General features: G+C 73.8%; 9 protein-coding genes. 8 read left to right on the forward strand and 1 reads right to left on the reverse strand.

The genetic code is table 11. From position 1 onward, the window contains the following. Positions 1-638 precede the first annotated feature (638 nt). The 7 genes from BUE43_RS07735 (at position 639) to BUE43_RS07765 (ending at position 16,824) form a co-directional block, all read left to right on the forward strand. Positions 639-6,323: a type I polyketide synthase gene (locus BUE43_RS07735; RefSeq protein WP_268844420.1), complete on the forward strand. Its 5,685-nt coding sequence runs from the start codon at positions 639-641 to the stop codon at positions 6,321-6,323. A 10-nt stretch (positions 6,324-6,333) separates the two neighbouring features. Then, positions 6,334-11,670: a hypothetical protein gene (locus tag BUE43_RS32595; RefSeq protein WP_083959436.1), complete on the forward strand. Its 5,337-nt coding sequence runs from the start codon at positions 6,334-6,336 to the stop codon at positions 11,668-11,670. Beyond that, positions 11,661-13,280 (forward strand): PfaD family polyunsaturated fatty acid/polyketide biosynthesis protein, encoded by a 1,620-nt coding sequence (locus BUE43_RS07745; RefSeq protein ID WP_073480679.1) that lies wholly within the window; start codon positions 11,661-11,663, stop codon positions 13,278-13,280. The genes BUE43_RS32595 and BUE43_RS07745 overlap by 10 nt, the downstream gene beginning before the upstream one ends. A 126-nt stretch (positions 13,281-13,406) precedes the next feature. After that, positions 13,407-13,700, forward strand: a complete 294-nt coding sequence (locus tag BUE43_RS07750) for an acyl carrier protein (RefSeq protein WP_073480680.1) — start codon at positions 13,407-13,409, stop codon at positions 13,698-13,700. After that, positions 13,697-14,722: a 3-oxoacyl-ACP synthase III family protein gene (locus BUE43_RS07755; protein ID WP_073480681.1), complete on the forward strand. Its 1,026-nt coding sequence runs from the start codon at positions 13,697-13,699 to the stop codon at positions 14,720-14,722. Before BUE43_RS07750 ends, BUE43_RS07755 begins: the two co-directional genes overlap by 4 nt. Positions 14,723-14,755: 33 nt before the next feature. After that, positions 14,756-15,859, forward strand: a complete 1,104-nt coding sequence (locus BUE43_RS07760; protein WP_073480682.1) for an NAD-dependent epimerase/dehydratase family protein — start codon at positions 14,756-14,758, stop codon at positions 15,857-15,859. Then, entirely contained in the window at positions 15,847-16,824 is a 978-nt protein-coding gene (locus BUE43_RS07765; protein WP_083959437.1) for an SDR family NAD(P)-dependent oxidoreductase, read from the forward strand. Before BUE43_RS07760 ends, BUE43_RS07765 begins: the two co-directional genes overlap by 13 nt. Before the next feature lie 518 nt (positions 16,825-17,342). On the opposite strand, the gene BUE43_RS07770 is transcribed toward BUE43_RS07765, so the two are convergent. Next, positions 17,343-17,615: a hypothetical protein gene (locus BUE43_RS07770; protein ID WP_143174018.1), complete on the reverse strand. Its 273-nt coding sequence runs from the start codon at positions 17,613-17,615 to the stop codon at positions 17,343-17,345. A 79-nt stretch (positions 17,616-17,694) separates the two neighbouring features. Here BUE43_RS07770 and BUE43_RS07775 point away from each other — a divergent pair, with 79 nt between their 5' ends. Next, positions 17,695-18,879: a hypothetical protein gene (locus tag BUE43_RS07775; RefSeq protein ID WP_073480684.1), complete on the forward strand. Its 1,185-nt coding sequence runs from the start codon at positions 17,695-17,697 to the stop codon at positions 18,877-18,879. Positions 18,880-19,149 lie beyond the last annotated feature (270 nt).

Consider the following 19,149-nt stretch of genomic DNA (forward strand, 5'->3'; position numbering starts at 1 on the left):
GGAACCACATCCATCGACAGGATGGGTTGCGTGGTCTCGTTTCGATGCCCTCCAGTGCGACGGCCCGCGAGCTGGTGACCGTCGTGATCGCAGGTGCTGGTACTGCGCCCTCTCGGGCTTCAGGCTTCCCCGCGTCGATCGGCCGGGCATCCTCTCGACTTGTCAAGGCTGGACAAGCTCGCCTGGTGCCGGTCCACCGCATCCTCCGATGGCTCGTGGCACTCGAAGGGGTGTACGACGTCCTGACGAACCTAACCGTGCTTGGGCTTTGTGCGCTGGAAGTACCCGTGTCCGACTGAGCCGTCGCGCGGTTCAGAACACGCGTAGCGGGGAGTCGAGCCATGGGTGAGCCGTACGACCACAGTTGACGGTCACGTTGATTCTTTCCGATTTCGGTTGGTGTTTCATGCCCGACTGGAGCCCGTCGTCTCGTCGAATTCGATCTTGAGTTGATTATCGCTGCGGTGGAAAAGCGGTGAGAAGTCGATCTTGCGCGGGTTGGTGGCGGACCGGGCGGGCGCGGGATGGCGGGTCTGTCGACCGGGTGAACCACGCCGCCCGGGCGCGGGACCGGGCCTGGCATCCGGGATGACTCGACAGGATGACCTCGCTTGATCGGCCCCATGGCCTTGGTCAGGATGTGCGGGGTTCTCCGGGCCCCGGGTGCTCGCGCGGTCCGCGGAAACGGCCGGGAGGCGGTGGGCGGCGCGCCGGTCGTGGTCCGGCGCTCGGCGGAGAGCGGGGAGAAACGGTGGGAGGATTCCGTGGACAGTGCCCGTGGCGGGACCCGGGGGAATTCGTCGCCGGAATGGCATTCGTCGGAAGCCCCGCCGCGGCTCGGTGATCACCCGATCGCAGTCGTGGGTCTGAGCTCCCTGTTCCCTCACGCGCGGAACCCCAGGGAGTTCTGGCACAACGTGGTGACCGGGCGCGACTGCACCGACGACGTCCCGGAGACCCACTGGTCGGTTGAGGACTACTACGACCCCGATCCCGCGACCCCCGACCGGACCTACTGCCGCCGAGGCGCGTTCCTGCCCGCGGTGCCGTTCCACCCCCTGGACTTCGGCCTCCCGCCGCGCGTGGCGCGGGCGACCGACGTGCTCCAGCTCCTCAGCCTCGCCGTCGCCCGCGACCTGCTGCGGGACGTGGGTGTCGAAAGAGGCGGCATCGACGGAGGCGGCACCGAAGGTGGGGCCGGCTGGTACGACCGGAGTCGCACCGGCGTGGTGCTCGGGGTCAGCGGCGCGCTGACGTTGGGCGAGCCCCTGCGGGCGCGCCTCGCCGCTCCGGTGGTCGCCGAGGCGGCCAGGGCCGCCGGGGTCGACGCGCCGGTCGTCGCGGAGATCGTCGAGCGGTTCCTGGGGACGTTCGTCCCCTGGACCGAGAACTCCTTCCCCGGGTCGCTGCCCAACGTCGTCGCCGGCCGCATCGCCAACCGGTTCGACCTGGGCGGCCTGAACTGCGTCGTCGACGCCGCCTGCGCCAGCTCGCTCGGCGCGCTCCGGCTCGCCGTGTCCGAGCTGACCGAGGGCAGGGCGGACATGATGATCACCGGCGGGTGCGACGTCTCCACCACGGCCCTGGCCTACGTCTGCTTCTCCAGCACCCCGGTGCTGTCTCCCTCGGAGCGGGTCCGGCCCTTCGACGCGGCCGCCGACGGCACCCTCCTCGGCGAGGGCATCGGCATGCTCGCCCTGCGCCGGCTGGCCGACGCGCGGCGGGACGGCAACCGGATCTACGCCGTGATCCGCGGCCTCGGCGCCGCCAGCGACGGCCGGTCCAGCGGCGTCTACGCGCCCCGCGCGGAGGGGCAGGCCGCCGCGCTGCGGCGGGCCTACGCCGACGCCGGCGTCGCACCGTCGTCGGTCGGGCTGTTCGAGGCGCACGGAACCGGCACGGTGGTCGGGGACGCCACCGAACTGTCCACTGTGGTCACGGTGGTCAACGAGAGCACGTCGGACCGGCGGTTCGCCGCCCTGGGCAGTGTCAAGTCGCAGATCGGGCACACCAAGGCCGCAGCGGGGGCGGCCGGTCTCATCAAGGCCGCGCTGGCGCTGCACCAGAAGGTCCTGCCCCCGACGATCAACGTCGACCGGCCGAACCCGGCCGTGCCGCTCGCGGACACCGGCCTGTACCTGAACACGGTCAGCCGGCCGTGGATCAGGGACCCGGCCCGGCCCCGCCGGCGCGCGGCGGTGACCTCCTTCGGCTTCGGCGGCGCGAACTACCACTGCGTCCTGGAGGAACACGAGGGCGAGGCGGAGGTGGTGGGACCGGCGGCGCGGGTCGCGCTCTGGTCGGCGCCCGACGTCGACGCGCTGCTCGACCGCCTGATGACCGACCTCCCGGCCGAGCCGAACGAGATCTCCCCCTCCCACCCGCGGATCGGCGTCGTCTACCGGGACGAGCGGGAGCGGAACCGGCTCAGGGAACAGGCGATCGCGCGCCTGCACGAGGCGCCGGACGTTCCGGTGTGGACGCACCCGGCGGGGATCGCGTACCGGGCGGAGGCGATGCCGACCGACGCCAGGGTCGCCGCGTTGTTCTCCGGGCAGGGCAGCCAGTACCTGAACATGGGGCGGAGCGCGGCCATGGCGGTGCCCCCGGTCCGCGCCGCCTTCGACGCCATGAACGCGGTGTTCGTCGACGCCGAGCCGATGTCCAGGGTGGTCTTCCCACCCCCGGCCTTCGGCGACGAGGAAGTCCTCGCCCGGCAACGGGAGGCGTTGCGGCGCACGGAGTACGCCCAGCCGGCGATCGGCGCGCTCTCGGCCGGTCAGTTCCGGTGGCTCAGCGAGCTGGGCTTCACCCCCGCCGGTTGTCTGGGGCACAGCTTCGGCGAGCTGACGGCGTTGTGGGCCGCCGGCGCGCTGGACGACGCGGCGTTCTGCGCGCTGGCCAGGGCCAGGGGAGTGGTGCTGGCGCCACCGAGGGACGCGCCGCCGGACTTCGACCCCGGGTCGATGGTGGCCCTGGCGGCGGACGAGTCGACGGTGCGGAACCTGATCAGCCCCTTTCCCTATCTCGTCATCTGCAACGTGAACGCCCCCAGGGAAATCGTCGTCGGCGGGGCGACCCGGCAGGTCGAGCAACTGGTGGAAACCTGTGCGGCGCGGGGAATCCGGGCGCGTCCGCTGCCGGTCTCCGCCGCCTTCCACACCACCTTCGTCGCGCACGCGGTGGACGCCTTCGCCGTGGCGGTGCGCTCCAGGGAGATGACAGCGCCCAGGATTCCGGTGTTCGCCAACACGCCGGGAGCCAGCTACGGCCACGACATCGCCGCCAACCGGCGGGTGCTCGCCGAGCAACTGCGCCACCCGGTGGCGTTCGCGGACCAGCTCCGCGCGATGTACGACCAGGGATTCCGCATCTTCGTGGAGTTCGGCCCGAACGCCGTCCTCACCGGGTTCGCGCGGCGGACGCTCACCGAGCCCGACGTGCTGTGCGTCCCGACCGACGGCGGTCCGTCCGGCGACTCCGACCTCGCCCTGAAGAAGGCGGCGCTGACCCTGGTGGTGGCCGGGCTCCCGCTCCGGGACATCAACCGGCACGTGGCCGCGCCGTGGGAGAACCCGCCCGGTCGGGGCGCGGCGATCATGCTCAACGGCGCGAACCCGCCCCCGGAGAGCAAACGGCCCCAACCGGTCCCCGACGTCGGTCAGCCCGACGTGGTTCCCTCCCCGCCAACCGAGGAGCCAACCGTCGCGGCACAGCGGGATTCGGTGGTAGCACGGGAAGAACGCGTGCCAGCGGTCGCGGCGGAACCCGGGGCGCCGGTTCCGGTCTCCCAGCTCGGTCCTGGGATGTACGCGGAACTGAGCCACTTCGTCACCCGACAGCTCGCGCTCCACGGCGAGTTCCTCAGTGGACAGTTGCGGGTCGCGCGACAGGCCGTGGCCGTCCTCGCCGACCACGCGAACAGCGACCGGCTCGCCGAGGTCAGAGCCGCGTTGGACAGCGTGCGGGCCTACGGGGAAACCCTGGCCGACGCGCACGTGCGAGCCAGTCGAACGCTGCTGGACTTCCTGCGCTCCTACGACCCCCGCGCGATGGCCCCGCAGTGCGCGGACGACGCGGTCGTTCCCGTCCAGCGGCCGACGCCGCCGCCGGAGATCACCCACGAGACCTCGGTCCTGAGCGCCGTTCTCTCGTCCCCGCCGGAGGACGCCCCGGAAGTTCCGCCCCAGGGCGGCGACGCGCAGTGCGCGCCCGGAGGCGGCGTCCCGGACCAGGCGGATCGCTCCGGCCCGGATCGCCGGTCGGGCGCGGGTGTTCCACCGACCGCGTCCCAGGTGCGGGCCGCGCTGCTGGAGATCGTGGCCGAGCGGACCGGGTACGACCTCGACATGCTCGAACCGGGCATGGACATCGCGACCGACCTGGGGATCGACTCGATCAGCCGGGTGGAGATCCTCGCGGCGCTCCGGGACCGGTTCCCGACGGTCGGCCCGCTCGACGAGCGGCGGTTGAGCGAGTCCCGCACCCTCGCCGACGTCGAGGCGCTGCTCGTGCGGGCGGCGGGCCATGGGAAGCCGACGATCACCGAGATCCTCGCTCCCGACCCGGAATCCGCCCGCCCGGAGGGGAACGGGACTTCGGAGGAAACAAAGGTTTTCCGGGAAACCGTTGTGGCTCCGCGGGTTCGTCGGCGAGGGCTGGTCAGTCGGGACCTGCCCGAGGCGCAGGTCGACGTCCACGCCTACGTTCCCGGCGCGGTGGCGCTGGTCGTCGACGACGGGTCGACGACCGCCGAACTGGTCGTCTCGGACCTGTGCGCCCTGGGAATGCGGGTGTACGTGCTGGTCCTGCCCGACGCGCCCCGGGCCGAGCCCGCCGACGGGACCTGCCGCCTCGACGACTGGGACGAGGCCGAACTGGCCAGGGTGGTGGCCGAGGTGGTGGCCACGACCGGGCGGCTGGATCTCTGCGTGCAGGTCGCGGCGGCGGCAGCGTCCTCGTCGGGTTCGGTGGCCGACAGCGTGCGCCGCCTCACCCACGCGCTGCTCGTCGCGAAGCACACCCAGCGGCACCTGGAGGCGAGCCTGGCCGAGGGCCGGTCGGGCTTCCTGGTGGTCACCCGCGCCGCCGCCGCGTCCGGGACGGCCGAGGTGGACGTGCCCCGGAGCCTGCTGGGCGCGGTGTCCGGACTCGTGCGCACCCTCGCGGTCGAGGCGCCCGGGTTGTTCTGCCGCGCGGTCGAGATCGACGCCGACTCGGACGACCTGACCGTCCGGCAGCTCGTCCGCGCGGAGCTCATGGACGCGGACACCACCGTGCGCGCGGTCGTCCACGAGGGACACCGACGCTCCACTGTGGACATCACGGATCTCGTGGAGCCGGTCGGCGCGGAGTCGGACGGCGCGGAGTCGGACGGCTGGGACCCGACCGGCGTGGAACCGCACGGCGCGGCCGAGGACGCGACGGGAACCTGCCTGGGGCCGGACGACCTCCTGGTCGTCACCGGCGGTGCGCGTGGGGTCACCGCGCACTGCGTGACGGCGTTGGCCAGGGCCTTTCCCTGCCGGCTGCTGATCCTGGGGCGGACCCCGGTGGCCGAGGAACCCGGGTGGGCGGTCGGGCTCGCGGGCCAGGAGCTCCGCGCCGCGATCACCGCCCACCTCCGGGAGCACGGCGGCGTCCCGACCCCGGTCGACGTCGAGCGGTGGCACCGGGCGCTGTGCGCGAGCCGCGAGGTGCGCGAGACGTTGGCCGGGTGCGGCCCCGGCGTCGAGTACCTGGCGGTGGACGTCCTGGACTCGGCGCGGCTGCACGAGGTTCTCGCGCCGTACGCGGACCGGGTCACCGGGGTCGTGCACGGGGCCGGGGTGCTGGCCGACTGCCTGGTCGTGGACAAGAAGGCCGAGGACGTCCACCGCGTGCTCGCGACGAAGCTCGTCGGCCTGGACAACGTGCTCTCCGTCCTGGACGTCGAACGCCTTCGCCACGTCGTGGTGTTCTCCTCGGTCGTCGCGCTGCTGGGCAACCGGGGCCAGGCCGACTACGCGATGGCCAACGACGGGTTGAACCGCTACGCCGCCGCGCTGCGCGCCTGCCTGCCCGCCGCCCGCGTCACGTCCGTGAACTGGGGGCCGTGGGCGGGCGGCATGGTGACCCCGCGACTGGGCGAGGCGCTGTCGGCGCGCGGGGTGGCGCTGCTGCCCGCGGACAGCGGGGCCGCGATGTTCGTCCGGCAGTTCGGCCCGCGCCGGGCCGGCGACGGGATCGTCGTCATCGGGGCGGACGCCCCGGACGCCTGGCCGGACGGCCGCCCGCCGGACGAGCGCGGCACGACCGCCCTGACCCCCGCCGGCGAGAAGTGAGGACCGCCAGGTGATCGCGACGCCGCGTCCGCACCCCGACGGGTGGCCCGGTCCGCCGAGCGCCGGTGGCCCGGTGGGACTGGCGATCCTCGGGATGGCCTGCCGGGCGGGGCGGTTCCGCGATCTCGACGAGCTGGAACGGGCGGTCCTCGCCGACACCGGGACCGCCGTGCCGGGGCCGGAACCGTCCGACGGCGAGGTGACACCCGGCGTCGGCCAGGAAGATCTTTTGCTGGCGGTGGCTGAAGAAGCCCTGCGCGACACCGTGCGCTGCCAGCCGGAGGCCGACGCCGACGCGGGGCGGGACACGGCGATCGTCCTCGCGGCGGACACGCCGCCCGTGGCGGTGGCGGAGCGGATCTCCGCGTGGGGTGGGCCGGAGCATCCGGCGGTCTGCCTCGCCAATGCGGAGGAGGACGTCGCGTCGCTGCTGCGGCGCGCGCGGCACCAGCTTGACACGACGTCGGCCTCGACGGTGCTCGTCGGTGTCGCGGACGGCGCTGGCGCGGTCGCGCTCGTCCTGGCGGCAGCGGATGGCAGCGGCGGACGCCGGATCTACGCCACGATCGACGCAGTGGTGTCCCGGCCTCCCGGAGATCCGGCGGTACGGGCTGATCAGTCCACAGTGGACACAGTTGCCGCGGTGGCCGGGCCGAGGACTGTGCGACGGTCGGCTCGCGAGGTCCTGACCGCCGCCGGCACCGGACCTGACGGCGTCGACTACGTCGAGTTGTTCTCGGTCGCCGCTCCGGATGCCGGTCAGGCCGAGTTGGCGAGGCTGGCCGGGCTGGCCGACGTCTGGTCGGCGGCGGCCGTCGGCTCCTTCCGGACCGCCCTCGGCGCGCTGGGCTCCACGGTCGCCGTGTCCGGCGCGACGGCCGGTCTCCTGGGCGTGGTCAAGGCCGCGTTGTGCCTCCACACCGCCCACATCCCGGCGACACCGGAGTGGAGTGGGCCGAACCCCGAAGCACTGTCCACTTGGGACAGGTCGGCGTTCTACGTCCCCACGACCAGCCGCCCCTGGTACCGGTCGTCCCCCCACGCCCGCCGTCGCGCCGCCGTCGTCGGAACGAGCCACACCGCGTCCCTCGTCCTCCTCGTCATGTCCGGGGCCACGACCCGCGGCGCGGTCACGTCGGTGGACTGGGCGCGGGCCGGGGGACACCTGGTGGTGCCGGTGGCCGCCGCGAACCCGGACGCCCTCCTGGAGCGCGTCGCCGACGCCCGGGCGGCCCTGGCCGCCGGTGGGTCCGTCGACGACCTGGTCCGCGCCGGGATCGGTCAGCTCGACGGGCAGGACTGCCGGGCGGTGTTCTGCGCCCCGGACGTCGCCGGCCTCGTGCGCGAGTTGGACCTCGCCCGGCGGAACCTGCGGGTCAGCCACGCCGAGGGGCGGGAGTGGACCACGCCGGCCGGCAGTTGCTCGCCGGCCCGTCCGCTCGGACCGGCGGCCGGGGTCGCGTTCGTCTTCCCCGGCATGCTCGGCGCCCACCTCGGGCTCGGGGGCGACCTCTTCCGCGCCTTCCCCGGCCTGGCCCGGTGCCCGGAGGCGGGGATGGACCAGCAGTCCGAGGTCCTGGGCGGCGAGCGGCTGCACCCGAGGACCGTCCACCCGCCGGGAACGGCGGATCTGGCGCGGATGGAGGACGAGCTGCTGGCGGACGCGCCCGCCCTCCTGGTCACGGGAACGGCCTTCGCCGGGCTGCACGCCCGCCTGCTGCGGATGCTGCTTGGCGACCGCCCGCACGGCGCTTTCGGTTACAGCCTCGGCGAACTCACCATGCTGCACGCGACGGAGGCGTGGCATCTGTCCACTCGGGACGCTGTCCGCCTCGGCGCGGCGGGCCTGTTCCGCGACGGGCTGTTCGGGCCGAGGCGCGTCGTGCGGGAGGCGTGGGGCCTCGGCGACGACGTGCCGACCGAATCGGTGTGGGGCATGCGTTCGCTCTTCGTCGACGCGGACGCCGTCCGAGCCCGGCTGCCCGAGTACGACCGGGTTTTCCTCACCCACGTCAACACCCCGCGCGAGGTGGTCGTCGCCGGAGATCCCGCGCAGTGCGAGGCGCTCGCGCGGGCGCTGGACTGTCCCAGCATCCGCTCCGCCCAGAGCCCGGTCCTGCACTGCCCCCTGGTTCCCCGGAGCGAGTTGCTCGACCTGTGTCGCCGCCCGTGCCGGCCGCCCGGCGGAGCGGAGCTGTTCAGCGCGCGGGACTACGGCGTGGTGACCGACTTCGACCCGGAGCGCGTCGCGGCCGGCCTCACCGACGTCCTCCGGAACACCCTGGACTTCCCCCGCCTGGTGCGCGCGGTGTACGACCGGGGGTACCGCTACTTCCTGGAGGCCGGGCCGGGCACGAGCGTCACCAGGTGGATCCGGGAGATCCTGGGCGACGAGCCGCACGTGGCCGAGTCGGTGGACCGGCGCGGCGCCAGCACGTCGGCCACCGTGGCTCGGCTCGTCGCGAGGTTGGTGGGCCACGGGCTGCCGGTCGACCTCGACGCGCTGACCCCGCCGCGCTCGTCGTCCCTGGTGTCAGGGCGAACGCGTGTCGAGGTCGGACAGTCCACAAAGGACGTATCACAATCCACAGAGGACGGACCGGGATCGGCTGTGTGTCCGCCGCATGCCGAGCGGACGCCCGGCGAGCGGACCGCTGTCACGTTCAGCGGGGAGCCGGCCGGCCTGGTTCCGTACCAGGCCGCTGGGAAACCGATCGGGGACACGGCGTCGAGGGTGTCAGCACCGAGGCCGGAGCCGACATCGGTCGGGTCGTCGGCGATTCCCGGGGCTCGCTCTCCCGCCGAACTGCTCAGGTTGCTGCACGACCAGACCCTGTCGGCGCACCGCGCGGTCATGTCAGCGCAGCAGGATCTTCAGGAGCGGGTGCTCACGCTTCTCCGCCGAGCTCCGCACGACCGTGCTCGCCCGGCCGGCTCGTTGACCGAAGCGCCGGCCCGGCCCGACCACGCCCCCGTCGTGCTCGACGAGGCCGCGGTGCTGGAGTTCGCGACCGGCAGGCTGGCCAACGTCTTCGGCGCGGCCTTCGCCCCGGTGGACGAGTACCCGAGGCGGGTCCGGCTGCCCGCGCCGCCGTACCTCTTCGTCAGCCGGATCACCGCGATCGAGGGGGAGACCGGGCATCTCGGCCCCGCGTTCGTCCGCAGCGAGTACGACGTGCCGGACGACGCGTGGTTCGCGGTCGACGGCGCGGTCCCGCTGTCCGTGGTGGTCGAGGGCGTCCAGGCGAACATGGTGCTGGTGAGCCGGCTCGGCGTGGACTTCGAGAACCGGGGCGAGCGGGTCTACCGGATGCTCGACCACACGGGCGCCTTCACCGGCACGGCCCGGGTCGGGCAGCGACTGCGCTACGACATCGACATCGAGCGGTTCGTCCACACCGCCGGCGGTCCTACGGTGTTCTTCTTCCGCGCCCGCTGCTTCGCCGACGAGAGGCCGATCGGAGAGATCACGAACGCCTGCGCCGGGTTCTTCTCCGACGCGGAACTGGCCGCCGCGCCGGGTGTCCTCCCCGTGCGCCGTCCGCGTCGACCGCGCCGATCACGTCGCACCGCCGCCGGGCGGCGGTCGTTCCGGCGTCTGCTCCGGCCGGTCCGGACCCGGCTCGGGACCGCGGAGATCGACGAGCTCGCCGCCGGCCGGGTCGCCGAGGTCTTCGGACCGGCCTACGGCCAACGCGCCGCCTGTCCGGGGCCACGGCTGGTGGCCGGCCGGCTGCGCATGCTCGACGAGGTCACCGACCTGTCGCCCACCGGCGGCCGGAGCGGGCTCGGCACGGCGAGCGGGATCACCCGCCTGCGCCCCGACGGCTGGTACTTCGCCGGTCACCTCCCGGACGACCCCCTGCTTCCCGGGTCCCTGCTCGCCGAAGGCGCGATGGAGCTCCTCCAGGTGTGCGCGTTCTCCCTGGGAATGCACCTGTGCCTGCCGAACGCGGAGTTCGCGCCCGTCCCCGACGTGGCGTGTTCCGCGTCGATGCGCCGCCAGGTCACGCCGGAGTGCCGGGAGCTCCGGTACGAGGCGGAGATCACCGACATCGGGCTGCTGCCCGATCCGCGCGTGGTCGCCGACGTCCTGGTCTACGCGGGCGACACGGCGGTCGCCGTCTTCCGCGACCTCGCACTGCGTCTCGTGACCCGGGACCCGAGAACCGATGCCCCGGACCAGGAAAGCGCGACAGGAGACAACCCCGACCCGCTGCTGGCCGAGTTCCACGTCGAGCACCTGGCGTTGGGCGACCACGCCACCGCACTGGGGCCGGAGTTCGGGATCTACGCCGGTCGCGGCGTTCCCCGGTTGCCCCACGGCGACCTCCGGTTCGTCGACCGGGTCCTGTCCTGCACGGGCCGCCGGGGCGAGTGCGCGCCGGGCGTCGAGATGGTCAGCGAGTGCGATCTCCCGGCGGACCTGTGGTGCCTGGCCGACCACGGCGGCCCCTGGCCGCCGAACCTGTTGCTGCTGGAACTCGCGCTCCAGCCGGCCATCGTCCTGGGCCACCACCTCGGCGCGACCCTCTCGTACCCCGACCAGGACTTCCGGGTCCGCAACCTCGACGGCACCGCGACACTGCTGCGCCCGGTGGACCTCCGGGACCGGACGGTGCGGCAGCGGGTCGTCCTGCTGTCCCACGACGCCGTCAACGGGGCGGTGCTCCAGCGGTTCCGGTTCGAGCTGGCGGTCGACGGCGAGACGTTCCACAGTGGAGAGTCGGTCCTCGGATTCCTCACCGACCCGGTGCTGGCCCGGGGCGCGGGGCTCGACCCCGGAGATCCGGCGCCGCCGTGGTGGGAGCGGCACCGGCCGTCCCCGGCGGAGGTCCGCTCGGTCGATCTCGCCGCCCTGCGGGCGCGGTCCGCCGGGCCGCTGCTGCCCGGCGGCCGGCTCGACCTCGTCGACGCGCTGGACGTCGTTCCCGGCGGCGGCGACCACGGCGGCGGATACCTGTGCGGCTGGCGGCGAATCCGGCCGGACGACTGGTTCTTCGCCTGTCACTTCCGCGACGACCCGGTCATGCCGGGATCGCTGGGGCTGGAGGCGGTGCTGACGGGCCTGCGCGCCCACCTGCTCGACTCGGGGCTGGTCGACGACATCCCCGATCCCGCCTTCACGGTCGCGCCGGGCGTCGCGACGCGCTGGAAGTACCGCGGCCAGATCCTGCCCTCCGACGAGGAGATGACCTTCGACGTGCACCTCGGCGAGGTGCGCCGCGCGGGTGGGCGGCTGGTGGTGACGGCGGAGGCCAACGTCTGGAAGCCGGGACAACGCGTCTACCGCGTCGACGGCATCGCCGTCGAGGTGCGCCCGGGGGAGGAGGCGTCGTGCGCCTGACCTGGAGCGGACCGGAGCCGCCCCGCTTCGACCCCGACGGGGTCAGGGCGGCACTGTCCGAAGTGGACGTTCCGTGCCACGTCGTCCGCGGCCCGGACGGCGTGGGCGTGGCCTCCGGCGGCGAGGTCGGCTCGGGCGGGGAGCACGAGCTGCTCGCCTCCGCGCCGGCGCTGCCGCCCGACCGGCTCGGCGCGCCGAGTTTCCGGAACGACCACGGGGTGCGCTACGCCTACATGGCCGGCGCCATGGCGAACGGCGTCGCGTCCGAGGACCTGGTCGTCGCCATGGCCCGCGCGGGGATGCTGGGCTCCTTCGGCGCGGCGGGCCTGTCCCCGGAGCGCGTCTCGGCCGCCATGGACCGGTTCACCGCCGAGATCCCCCGACTTCCCTTCGCCTGCAACCTGATCCACAGCCCGAACGAGCCGGCGGTGGAGCGCGCCGTCGCGGAGCTGTACCTGGCGCGTGGGGTGCGCCTGGTGGAGGCGTCGGCGTACCTGAACCTCACCCCGCACGTCGTGCGGTACCGCGTCGCCGGGTTGCGCCGGGACGGGGCGGGCCGGGTCGTCGCGGAGAACCGGATCATCGCCAAGCTGTCCCGGCCCGAGGTGGCCGAACGGTTCCTCGGCCCGCCACCGGCTCCGGTGGTCGCCGACCTGCTCGCGGCGGGACTGGTCTCCGCCGAGCAGGCGGAGCTCGCGCGTCGGGTTCCGATGGCCGACGACCTGACCGCCGAGGCCGACTCGGCCGGGCACACCGACCGCCGCCCGCTGTCCGTGGTGCTGCCAACCCTGTTGCGGCTGCGGGAAACCGTGTCCCGCCGGCACGGGTGGGACACCGCGCCGAGGGTCGGGGCCGCCGGGGGGATCGGCACGCCGGAGGCGGTCGCCGCCGCGTTCACGATGGGCGCGGACTACGTCGTCACCGGCTCGGTGAACCAGTCCTGTGTGGAGGCCGGCACCGCGTCGATCACCAAGGACATGCTGTCGCGCGTCGGGATGGCGGACTGCGCCATGGCTCCGGCCGCCGACCTGTTCGAACTGGGCGTCCGGCTCCAGGTGCTGCGCCGGGGGACGTTGTTCCCGATGCGCGCCCGGCGGCTCTACGAGCTCTACCGCGAGTACGACAGCCTGGAGGCGTTGCCGGCCCAGGAGCGGGACCGCCTGGAGAGACAGCTCTTCCGGCGTCCGATCAGCGAGATCTGGGCCGACACCGCGGAGTTCCACGCCCGACGGGACCCGGCGCTGGTCGCCAGGGCCGAGAACGACCCCCGGTGCCGGATGGCGCTGGTTTTCCGGTGGTACCTGGGAATGTCCTCGGAGTGGGCCAACACCGGCGCGCCGGACCGGGTCGCCGACTACCAGGTGTGGTGCGGCCCGGCGATGGGCGCCTTCAACGACTGGGTGCGGGACAGCCACCTGGCCGCGCCGGAGAACCGGTCGGTGGTCGACGTGGCCGTGGAGTTGTTGACCGGGGCCGCGTTCCACCTGCGGGTGGCGCAGCTCAGGGCGGCCGGCGCGGAGTTCGTCGGCGCGGCCGTCGACTACCGGCCCGTGCGCCGCCCGCCCAGCGCGGCGCGGGTCGCGCTGACCAACGGGCGGGGCCGGGGATGAGGCCGAGCCGCCAGTGGGGCGACGGCCTGGGGAGAACGGCGGTTCCCACTGCTGGCGACCTCCCGGGCGCGGGCGCCGCGCCCGAGAAGCCAGAGAAGCCAGAGAAGCCCGAGAACAGGAGGAGGAATGGAGCTCTCCCGTGACGCGGGCGCGGCGGGCGGCCCCCTGAGCCGGGACGAGGCCCTGCGTCTCGTGCGCACGACGTTGGCCGACCACCTCGGGCTCGACGTCGAGCGGGTGCCGGCCGACGAGCGCGTGCTCGACCTGCCGGGCGTGGACTCGGCCAAGGTGGTGCGCTGGCTGGCCGCGCTGGAGCGGCAGCACGGCGTCGCGCTCGACGAGGGTCGGCTGTTGGCGGTGCGATCACCGGCGGACCTGGCCGACCTCCTCGTGGACGCCGTGGCCGGGCGGCGGTCGTGAGCCCGTCGGGCCGGCACAGCCGTCTGGTCGACGTGGCCGTGCACCTGCCGGGCCGTGGACCCACCACCTCGGAGGTCGAGGACCGCCTCGCCGAGCTGAACCCGGGGCTCGACCTCCCCCGCGGCCTCATCCAGCGGTTCACCGGGGTGCGCCGCCGGCACGTCGCTCCCGAGGACTGGCGGGCCTCGGACCTCGCGGTGGCGGCCGCCGAGAAGCTGCTCGCCGCCACCGGGCGGGCGGTCGCCGACCTCGACCTGATCATCTTCGCCGCGACCAGCGGCGACGTGGTGGAGCCCGCGACCGCGCACCCCGTCGCCGCCAAGCTCGGCGCGCGGTGCCCGGTCTTCGACCTGCGCAACGCCTGCAACAGCGTCCTGAACGCCGTGGAAGTGGCCGACGGGCTGATCCGGAGCGGAAGCCACCGGCGCGTCCTCGTGGCCTGCGGTGAGTGGCTGAGCTGCGCGGCACAGTGGACGGTCGGGTCGGCCGAGGAGTACGTCCACGCCTGCGCCTCCCACACGCTCTCCGACGCGGGCGCCGCGCTGCTGGTCGAGGAGAGCGACGAGCCGGGAATCCTCGGCCACCGGTTCTCGGCGGAGTCGTCGGCGTGGCGCACGATGGCGGTGCCGTTGCCGATGCGGGGAACGGAGCTGCCCAACACCCCGCCGGAGGGGCCGCGGTTCCGGGTCAGGGCCCTGGAACTGCTCGCCGCGCTCGACGCCGCGGACCTCGGCGCCATCACCGGGCTGGTGGCCGACCTCGGCTTCGCCATGGCCGACTTCGCGGCGGTGTGCGTGCACCAGGCCGCTCTGCCCTACCTGCCCACCTTCTGCGAGCGGGTGGGCATCCCCCTGGAGAGAACGGTGGTCACGATCGCGGACCACGGCAACGTCGGCGCGGCCAGCCTGCCGCTGCAACTGGCGCTCGCGGTCGAGTCGGGCCGGGTCCGCCGCGGCGACCCGGTCGCGCTGGTCGGCCTGGCCAGCGGCCTGAGCCTCGGAGCCGTCGTCCTGCGCTGGTGACCTCATGTCGGACCAGAACAGGAGTACATGCGAATGAAGGTGCTGGTCACCGGCGGCGGTGGCTTCCTGGGAAGCGTCGTCTGCCGTCAGCTGACCGAACGGGGTCACACCGTGCGGGCGTTGCACCGCAACCACTATCCCCACCTCGACGAGTGGCGCGTGGAGCAACACCTGGGCGACGTGCGGAGCGGGGACGCCACCGACCGCGCGGTCGACGGCTGCGACGCCGTCATCCACTGCGCCGCCAAGGCCGGGTTCTGGGGGCCGCCCGCCGAGTACCACGACATCAACGTGGGCGGCACGGAGAACGTGCTGTCCGCCTGCGCGCGGCACGGGATCCGTTGGCTCGTCCACACGTCGAGCTTCTGCGTGGTGCAGGACGGCGGAGACCTGGAGGGTGTGGACGAGTCGGTCCCGTACACCCAGCGGTTCCTGGCCGCCTACCAGCACAGCAAGACGGTGGCCGAACAGCGGGTGCTGGCGGCCAACTCGCCGCGGCTGGCCACCATCGCGCTGCGCCCGCACGTGATCTGGGGTCCCGGCGACCCGCACTTCGCGCCCCGCATCCTCGCCCTGGCGCGGCGCGGCCGGCTGCGCGTGCTCGGCCGGTCGCCGAAGAAGATCGACTCCGTCTACGTGGACAACGCGGCGGAGGCGCACGTCCTCGCGCTGGACAGACTGCAGGTCGACCGGAAGCTGGTCGCGGGCAAGTCCTACTTCATCACCCAGGGCGAGCCCTTCCCCACCGACGTCACGCTCAACGCGCTGCTGGTCGCGGCCGGGCTGGAGCCGGAGAAGCGCCGGCTCCCGGTCGGCCTCGCCCGCGTCCTCGGCGCGGCCCTGGAGTTCACCTACCGGCTGGCCAGGGTGCGCTCGGAGCCCCTCCTGACGCGGTTCCTGGTGAACGAACTGAGCACGGCGCACTGGTTCGACATCTCCGCCGCGCGGCGGGATCTCGGCTACGAGCCCCGGGTGAGCGCGGTGGAGGGGTTGCTGCGGCTGTCCCACCACCTCGCCCACGAGCGCCTGACGCGGTTCGCCAGCCTGATCGGCCTGGCCGTGGAGCACGAACTCGCCTCGCTGCGGCAGGCGCTGGTCGTGCCCGAGTCAGCGGGGGAGGCGTCATGTTCCCGTTGAGGGCGCCGTTGCTCCTCGCGCTGCGCCGTCACGTCCGGCTGCCGCGCGTGGTCGCGTGGCTGGACCGCGCGCGCGACAGTCTACAGTGGACAGACGATCGGCTGGCCCACCGGGACGAGCTGACCACGTTGCTGCGCGCCGCGATCGGCGTCGTCTGGCTGCCGCCGGACGAGCGGCGGCTGCGGGCCGCGGTCGACGGCCGGGTCGTGCTCGTGACCGGCGCGTCGTCGGGGATCGGCAGGGCGACCGCGTGCCGGCTGGCTGCGGCCGGGGCCACCGTGTTGTTGGTGGCCCGCCGGCGGGACCGCCTCGACGCGGTCCGGGCCGAGATCCTGCGCGCCGGCGGCGCGGCGCACGTCTACCAGGCGGACCTGGCCGACGCGTCGGCCGTGGAGCTGCTCGTCCGGCGGGTGCTGGTCGACCACGGCCACGTGGACGTCGTGGTGAGCAACGCGGGGAAGTCCGCCCGCCGGCCCCGCGAGGCGCGCGCCGACCGCCAGCCCGACCTCGCGCGCACCATGAACGTCAACTACCTCGGCCCGGTCCGGCTGCTCCTCGGTCTGCTGCCGGCGATGCGGGCCCGGGGCCGGGGCCAGGTCGTCAACGTCGGCACGGTGGGGGTCGACCTCCCCATGCCGTACTGGTCGGCGTACCTCGCCGCGAAGGCGGCGTTCGAGAGCTGGCTCCGCGCCGTGTCGGCGGAGGCGCGGGCCGACGGCGTGACCACCACGACGATCCGGTTCCCGCTCGTGCGCACGGCGATGAGCGCGCGGACCCGGTTCCTCCGCTGGCTGCCGGGCATGGCGCCGGCCGAGGCGGCGGACGCGGTGTGCCGGGCGATCGTGCGGCGACCTCGGCTGATGAGCCCGTGGTGGGCGCGGCTGGGCAGTTTCCTGTTCACCGTCGCGCGCGGTCCGCGCGACGACTTCGGGTGGTCCTCCGCCGTGGCGGTCAGGAGGGGGTGAGCGGGCCGGCCGGCCGGGAGCACCGCCACGAACGGCGCAACCCGGGCGGCCACGTTCGGAGCAGTGGGTCACGGCCTGGTTTCGGGAGACACACGAAACGTGGTCCCGGGACGGCGTGGGGAATGGGAAGCTCGGTGCTGTGCGTTGGCTCACAGTGTGCGCCGCGAACGACTGCGGTGGCGCTGCCCCCGCCGTACAGCCGAGTCCGAGCGTTCCGCCCGATCGTCCCCGTCTGGTGATTGAGGTGCCGCCGTGACATCCCGTCTCCCCCAACCAGCTTCCCGGCGTCGGAGCCGCCGGTGGGGCCTGCCCGTGCTGACGTTGGCGCTCTCGGCCTCCGTCCTCGTCCTCGTCCACTCGGTCACCTCGGGCGAGGACGGGGGGAAGGTCCCGCCGGGGCGGGGCGGCGTCGAGGCCGAGCAGGGCCCCGGTTCGACGACCACGACCGGAGGAGCGCGTCTCACCACCCGTTCCTCGGCTCCGGGCAGCAGCTCGGGGCAGACGCCGCAGTCCGAGGCTCAGGAATCCGAGGGCGCCGGGGGAGAGCAGTCGGAATCACTGTCCACTGTGTCCGGTTCGGGCCAGCGACCCTCCGCCCAGGGGAGTTCGGGCCAGGGAAACCCAACGCAGGGCAACTCCGCACCGGGGAACTCGGCCTCGGCGAGGTCCGCCAGCTCGTCGCGGCCCTCCAGCGCGGCCAGGGTCGTCAGCTCCTCCCGTCCTCCGAGCCGGACCAGCGCTCGCTCGTCCTCCTCGTCGGCGCGGCCGTGCATGAACGGCGGCGTGAGCATGGGGCCGAGCCCGGTGATGGGGCCGTGCTGACGAGATCCCGACCGCGTCCCGAACAAGCCCACGGGTGAGCAGGAGCCGATGACGGGAGACACCACCAACACCGTCACCCCCGGGACGACGTCCGGGGCGTCGTCCTCGATCCAGTTGCGCGACAACCACGGCAGCATCCACGTGCACGTGGAGGGAGGCCGGCGCGGCCCGCGCCGGCCTCCGGACTGGTTGCGGAAGGCGACGTCCGTGGTCGTCGGGACGCTCCTGGCGACCGGGCTCGTCGTGGCCCTCCAGGTCCAGCGCGCCTGGACCGGGACGACCGGCCCGGCGCTCACCGACGGCAGGGGCGGTTTCGTGTGGGCGCACGACGCCACCGCGCCCAGCTACCGCCCGGTGGCGCAGAAGAGCATGTACGTCTACAACTCCGCCGACGCGGCCGACGTGGAGGTCGTCAGGGAGGGCGAGGGCGAGTACGCCGTCCGCTTCGGCGGGCTCGGCGTCGCCGGCGGCGTCGCGCACGCCTCGGCCTACGGTCCCACGAGCGACTTCTGCGTGGTCGCGGGGCTGGCCGAGGACGGGATGACCGAAGTGGTGCGGGTCCGCTGCTTCGACGCCGACGGGCGGCCCGTGGACGTGCGGTTCGTGGCCAGCTTCGCCCACCGGTCGGTGGGGGACGGCCGGTTCTCCTACCTGCGGGCCGAGCCGAGGAACGAGCGGCACCAGCCGGGAGCGCCGGAGACCCGGTTCGACTCCACCGGCGCCCAGGCGTGGGTGCAGCGGCGGGGAACGGGTCAGTACCTCGTGTGGGTGCCCGCCTCCGAGGGCGTTCCGGCGGGGGAGCAGTTCTACCAGGTCACGGCGCAGGGCGACGCGCCCGTGCACTGCAAGCTCGCGGCGAAGCCGTCGCCGGCGGGAGTGCAGCAGGTGACCTGCCGGGGCGTCGGCGGCGAGCCGGTCGACCACGCGTTCCTGCTCAGCTTCTCCGCGGGGTCGAGCGTCATCGGGCGCACGGATCGGCGCTACGCCAACGCCTCCAGCGCGGCGGGCGCCGACGTCATGCGCGTCGAGACCGGGTACTACCGGGTTCGGGTGCGGGGGCTGGGCAGTCCGAGCGGGCACACGGCCGTCCACGCCGTCGGCGAGTCCGACGCGTACTGCCACGTGGAGAACTGGGTTCCCGACGGCGACGACCTCGTGTCGGACGTCCGCTGCTTCTCGGCCATGTCGCACCTCCCGACCGACGCGGCCTTCTTCGTCGGCGCCAGTTGGTGACCCATCTGTCCTCTGTGGACAGTGAGCGTCGCTCGGGCAACCTCCACTCCGGACGGGCGAGCGCGTCGCGGGACCGGTGTGCCCGGCGCGATCGAGGTCCCGGCCGATCGACGGAGCGTGCTCACCGATCGGGCGATCTTGGGCCGTGAGCGGTCCCCGAAGGGGGCACGGCAGGCCAGGATCAGACCTTCCGGTGTCGGTTCGCGGTGGGAGGGGTCGGTCCATGGTCACGTCCGCCCGGGGGAAGGGCAGGGAGGACCCGGCCCCTCC

Origin of the sequence: Streptoalloteichus hindustanus, from assembly GCF_900129375.1 — a bacterium.
GTDB classification, from domain to species: Bacteria; Actinomycetota; Actinomycetes; order Mycobacteriales; family Pseudonocardiaceae; genus Streptoalloteichus; species Streptoalloteichus hindustanus.

Coding starts and splice junctions, on each gene's coding strand:
- BUE43_RS07735 (WP_268844420.1), top strand. CDS start 639: ATGTGCGGGGTTCTCCGGGCCCCGGGTGCTCGCGCGGTCCGCGGAAAC.
- BUE43_RS07750 (WP_073480680.1), top strand. CDS start 13,407: ATGGAGCTCTCCCGTGACGCGGGCGCGGCGGGCGGCCCCCTGAGCCGG.
- BUE43_RS07760 (WP_073480682.1), top strand. CDS start 14,756: ATGAAGGTGCTGGTCACCGGCGGCGGTGGCTTCCTGGGAAGCGTCGTC.
- BUE43_RS07765 (WP_083959437.1), top strand. CDS start 15,847: ATGTTCCCGTTGAGGGCGCCGTTGCTCCTCGCGCTGCGCCGTCACGTC.
- BUE43_RS07770 (WP_143174018.1), bottom strand. CDS start 17,615: ATGCTCACGCCGCCGTTCATGCACGGCCGCGCCGACGAGGAGGACGAG.
- BUE43_RS07775 (WP_073480684.1), top strand. CDS start 17,695: ATGACGGGAGACACCACCAACACCGTCACCCCCGGGACGACGTCCGGG.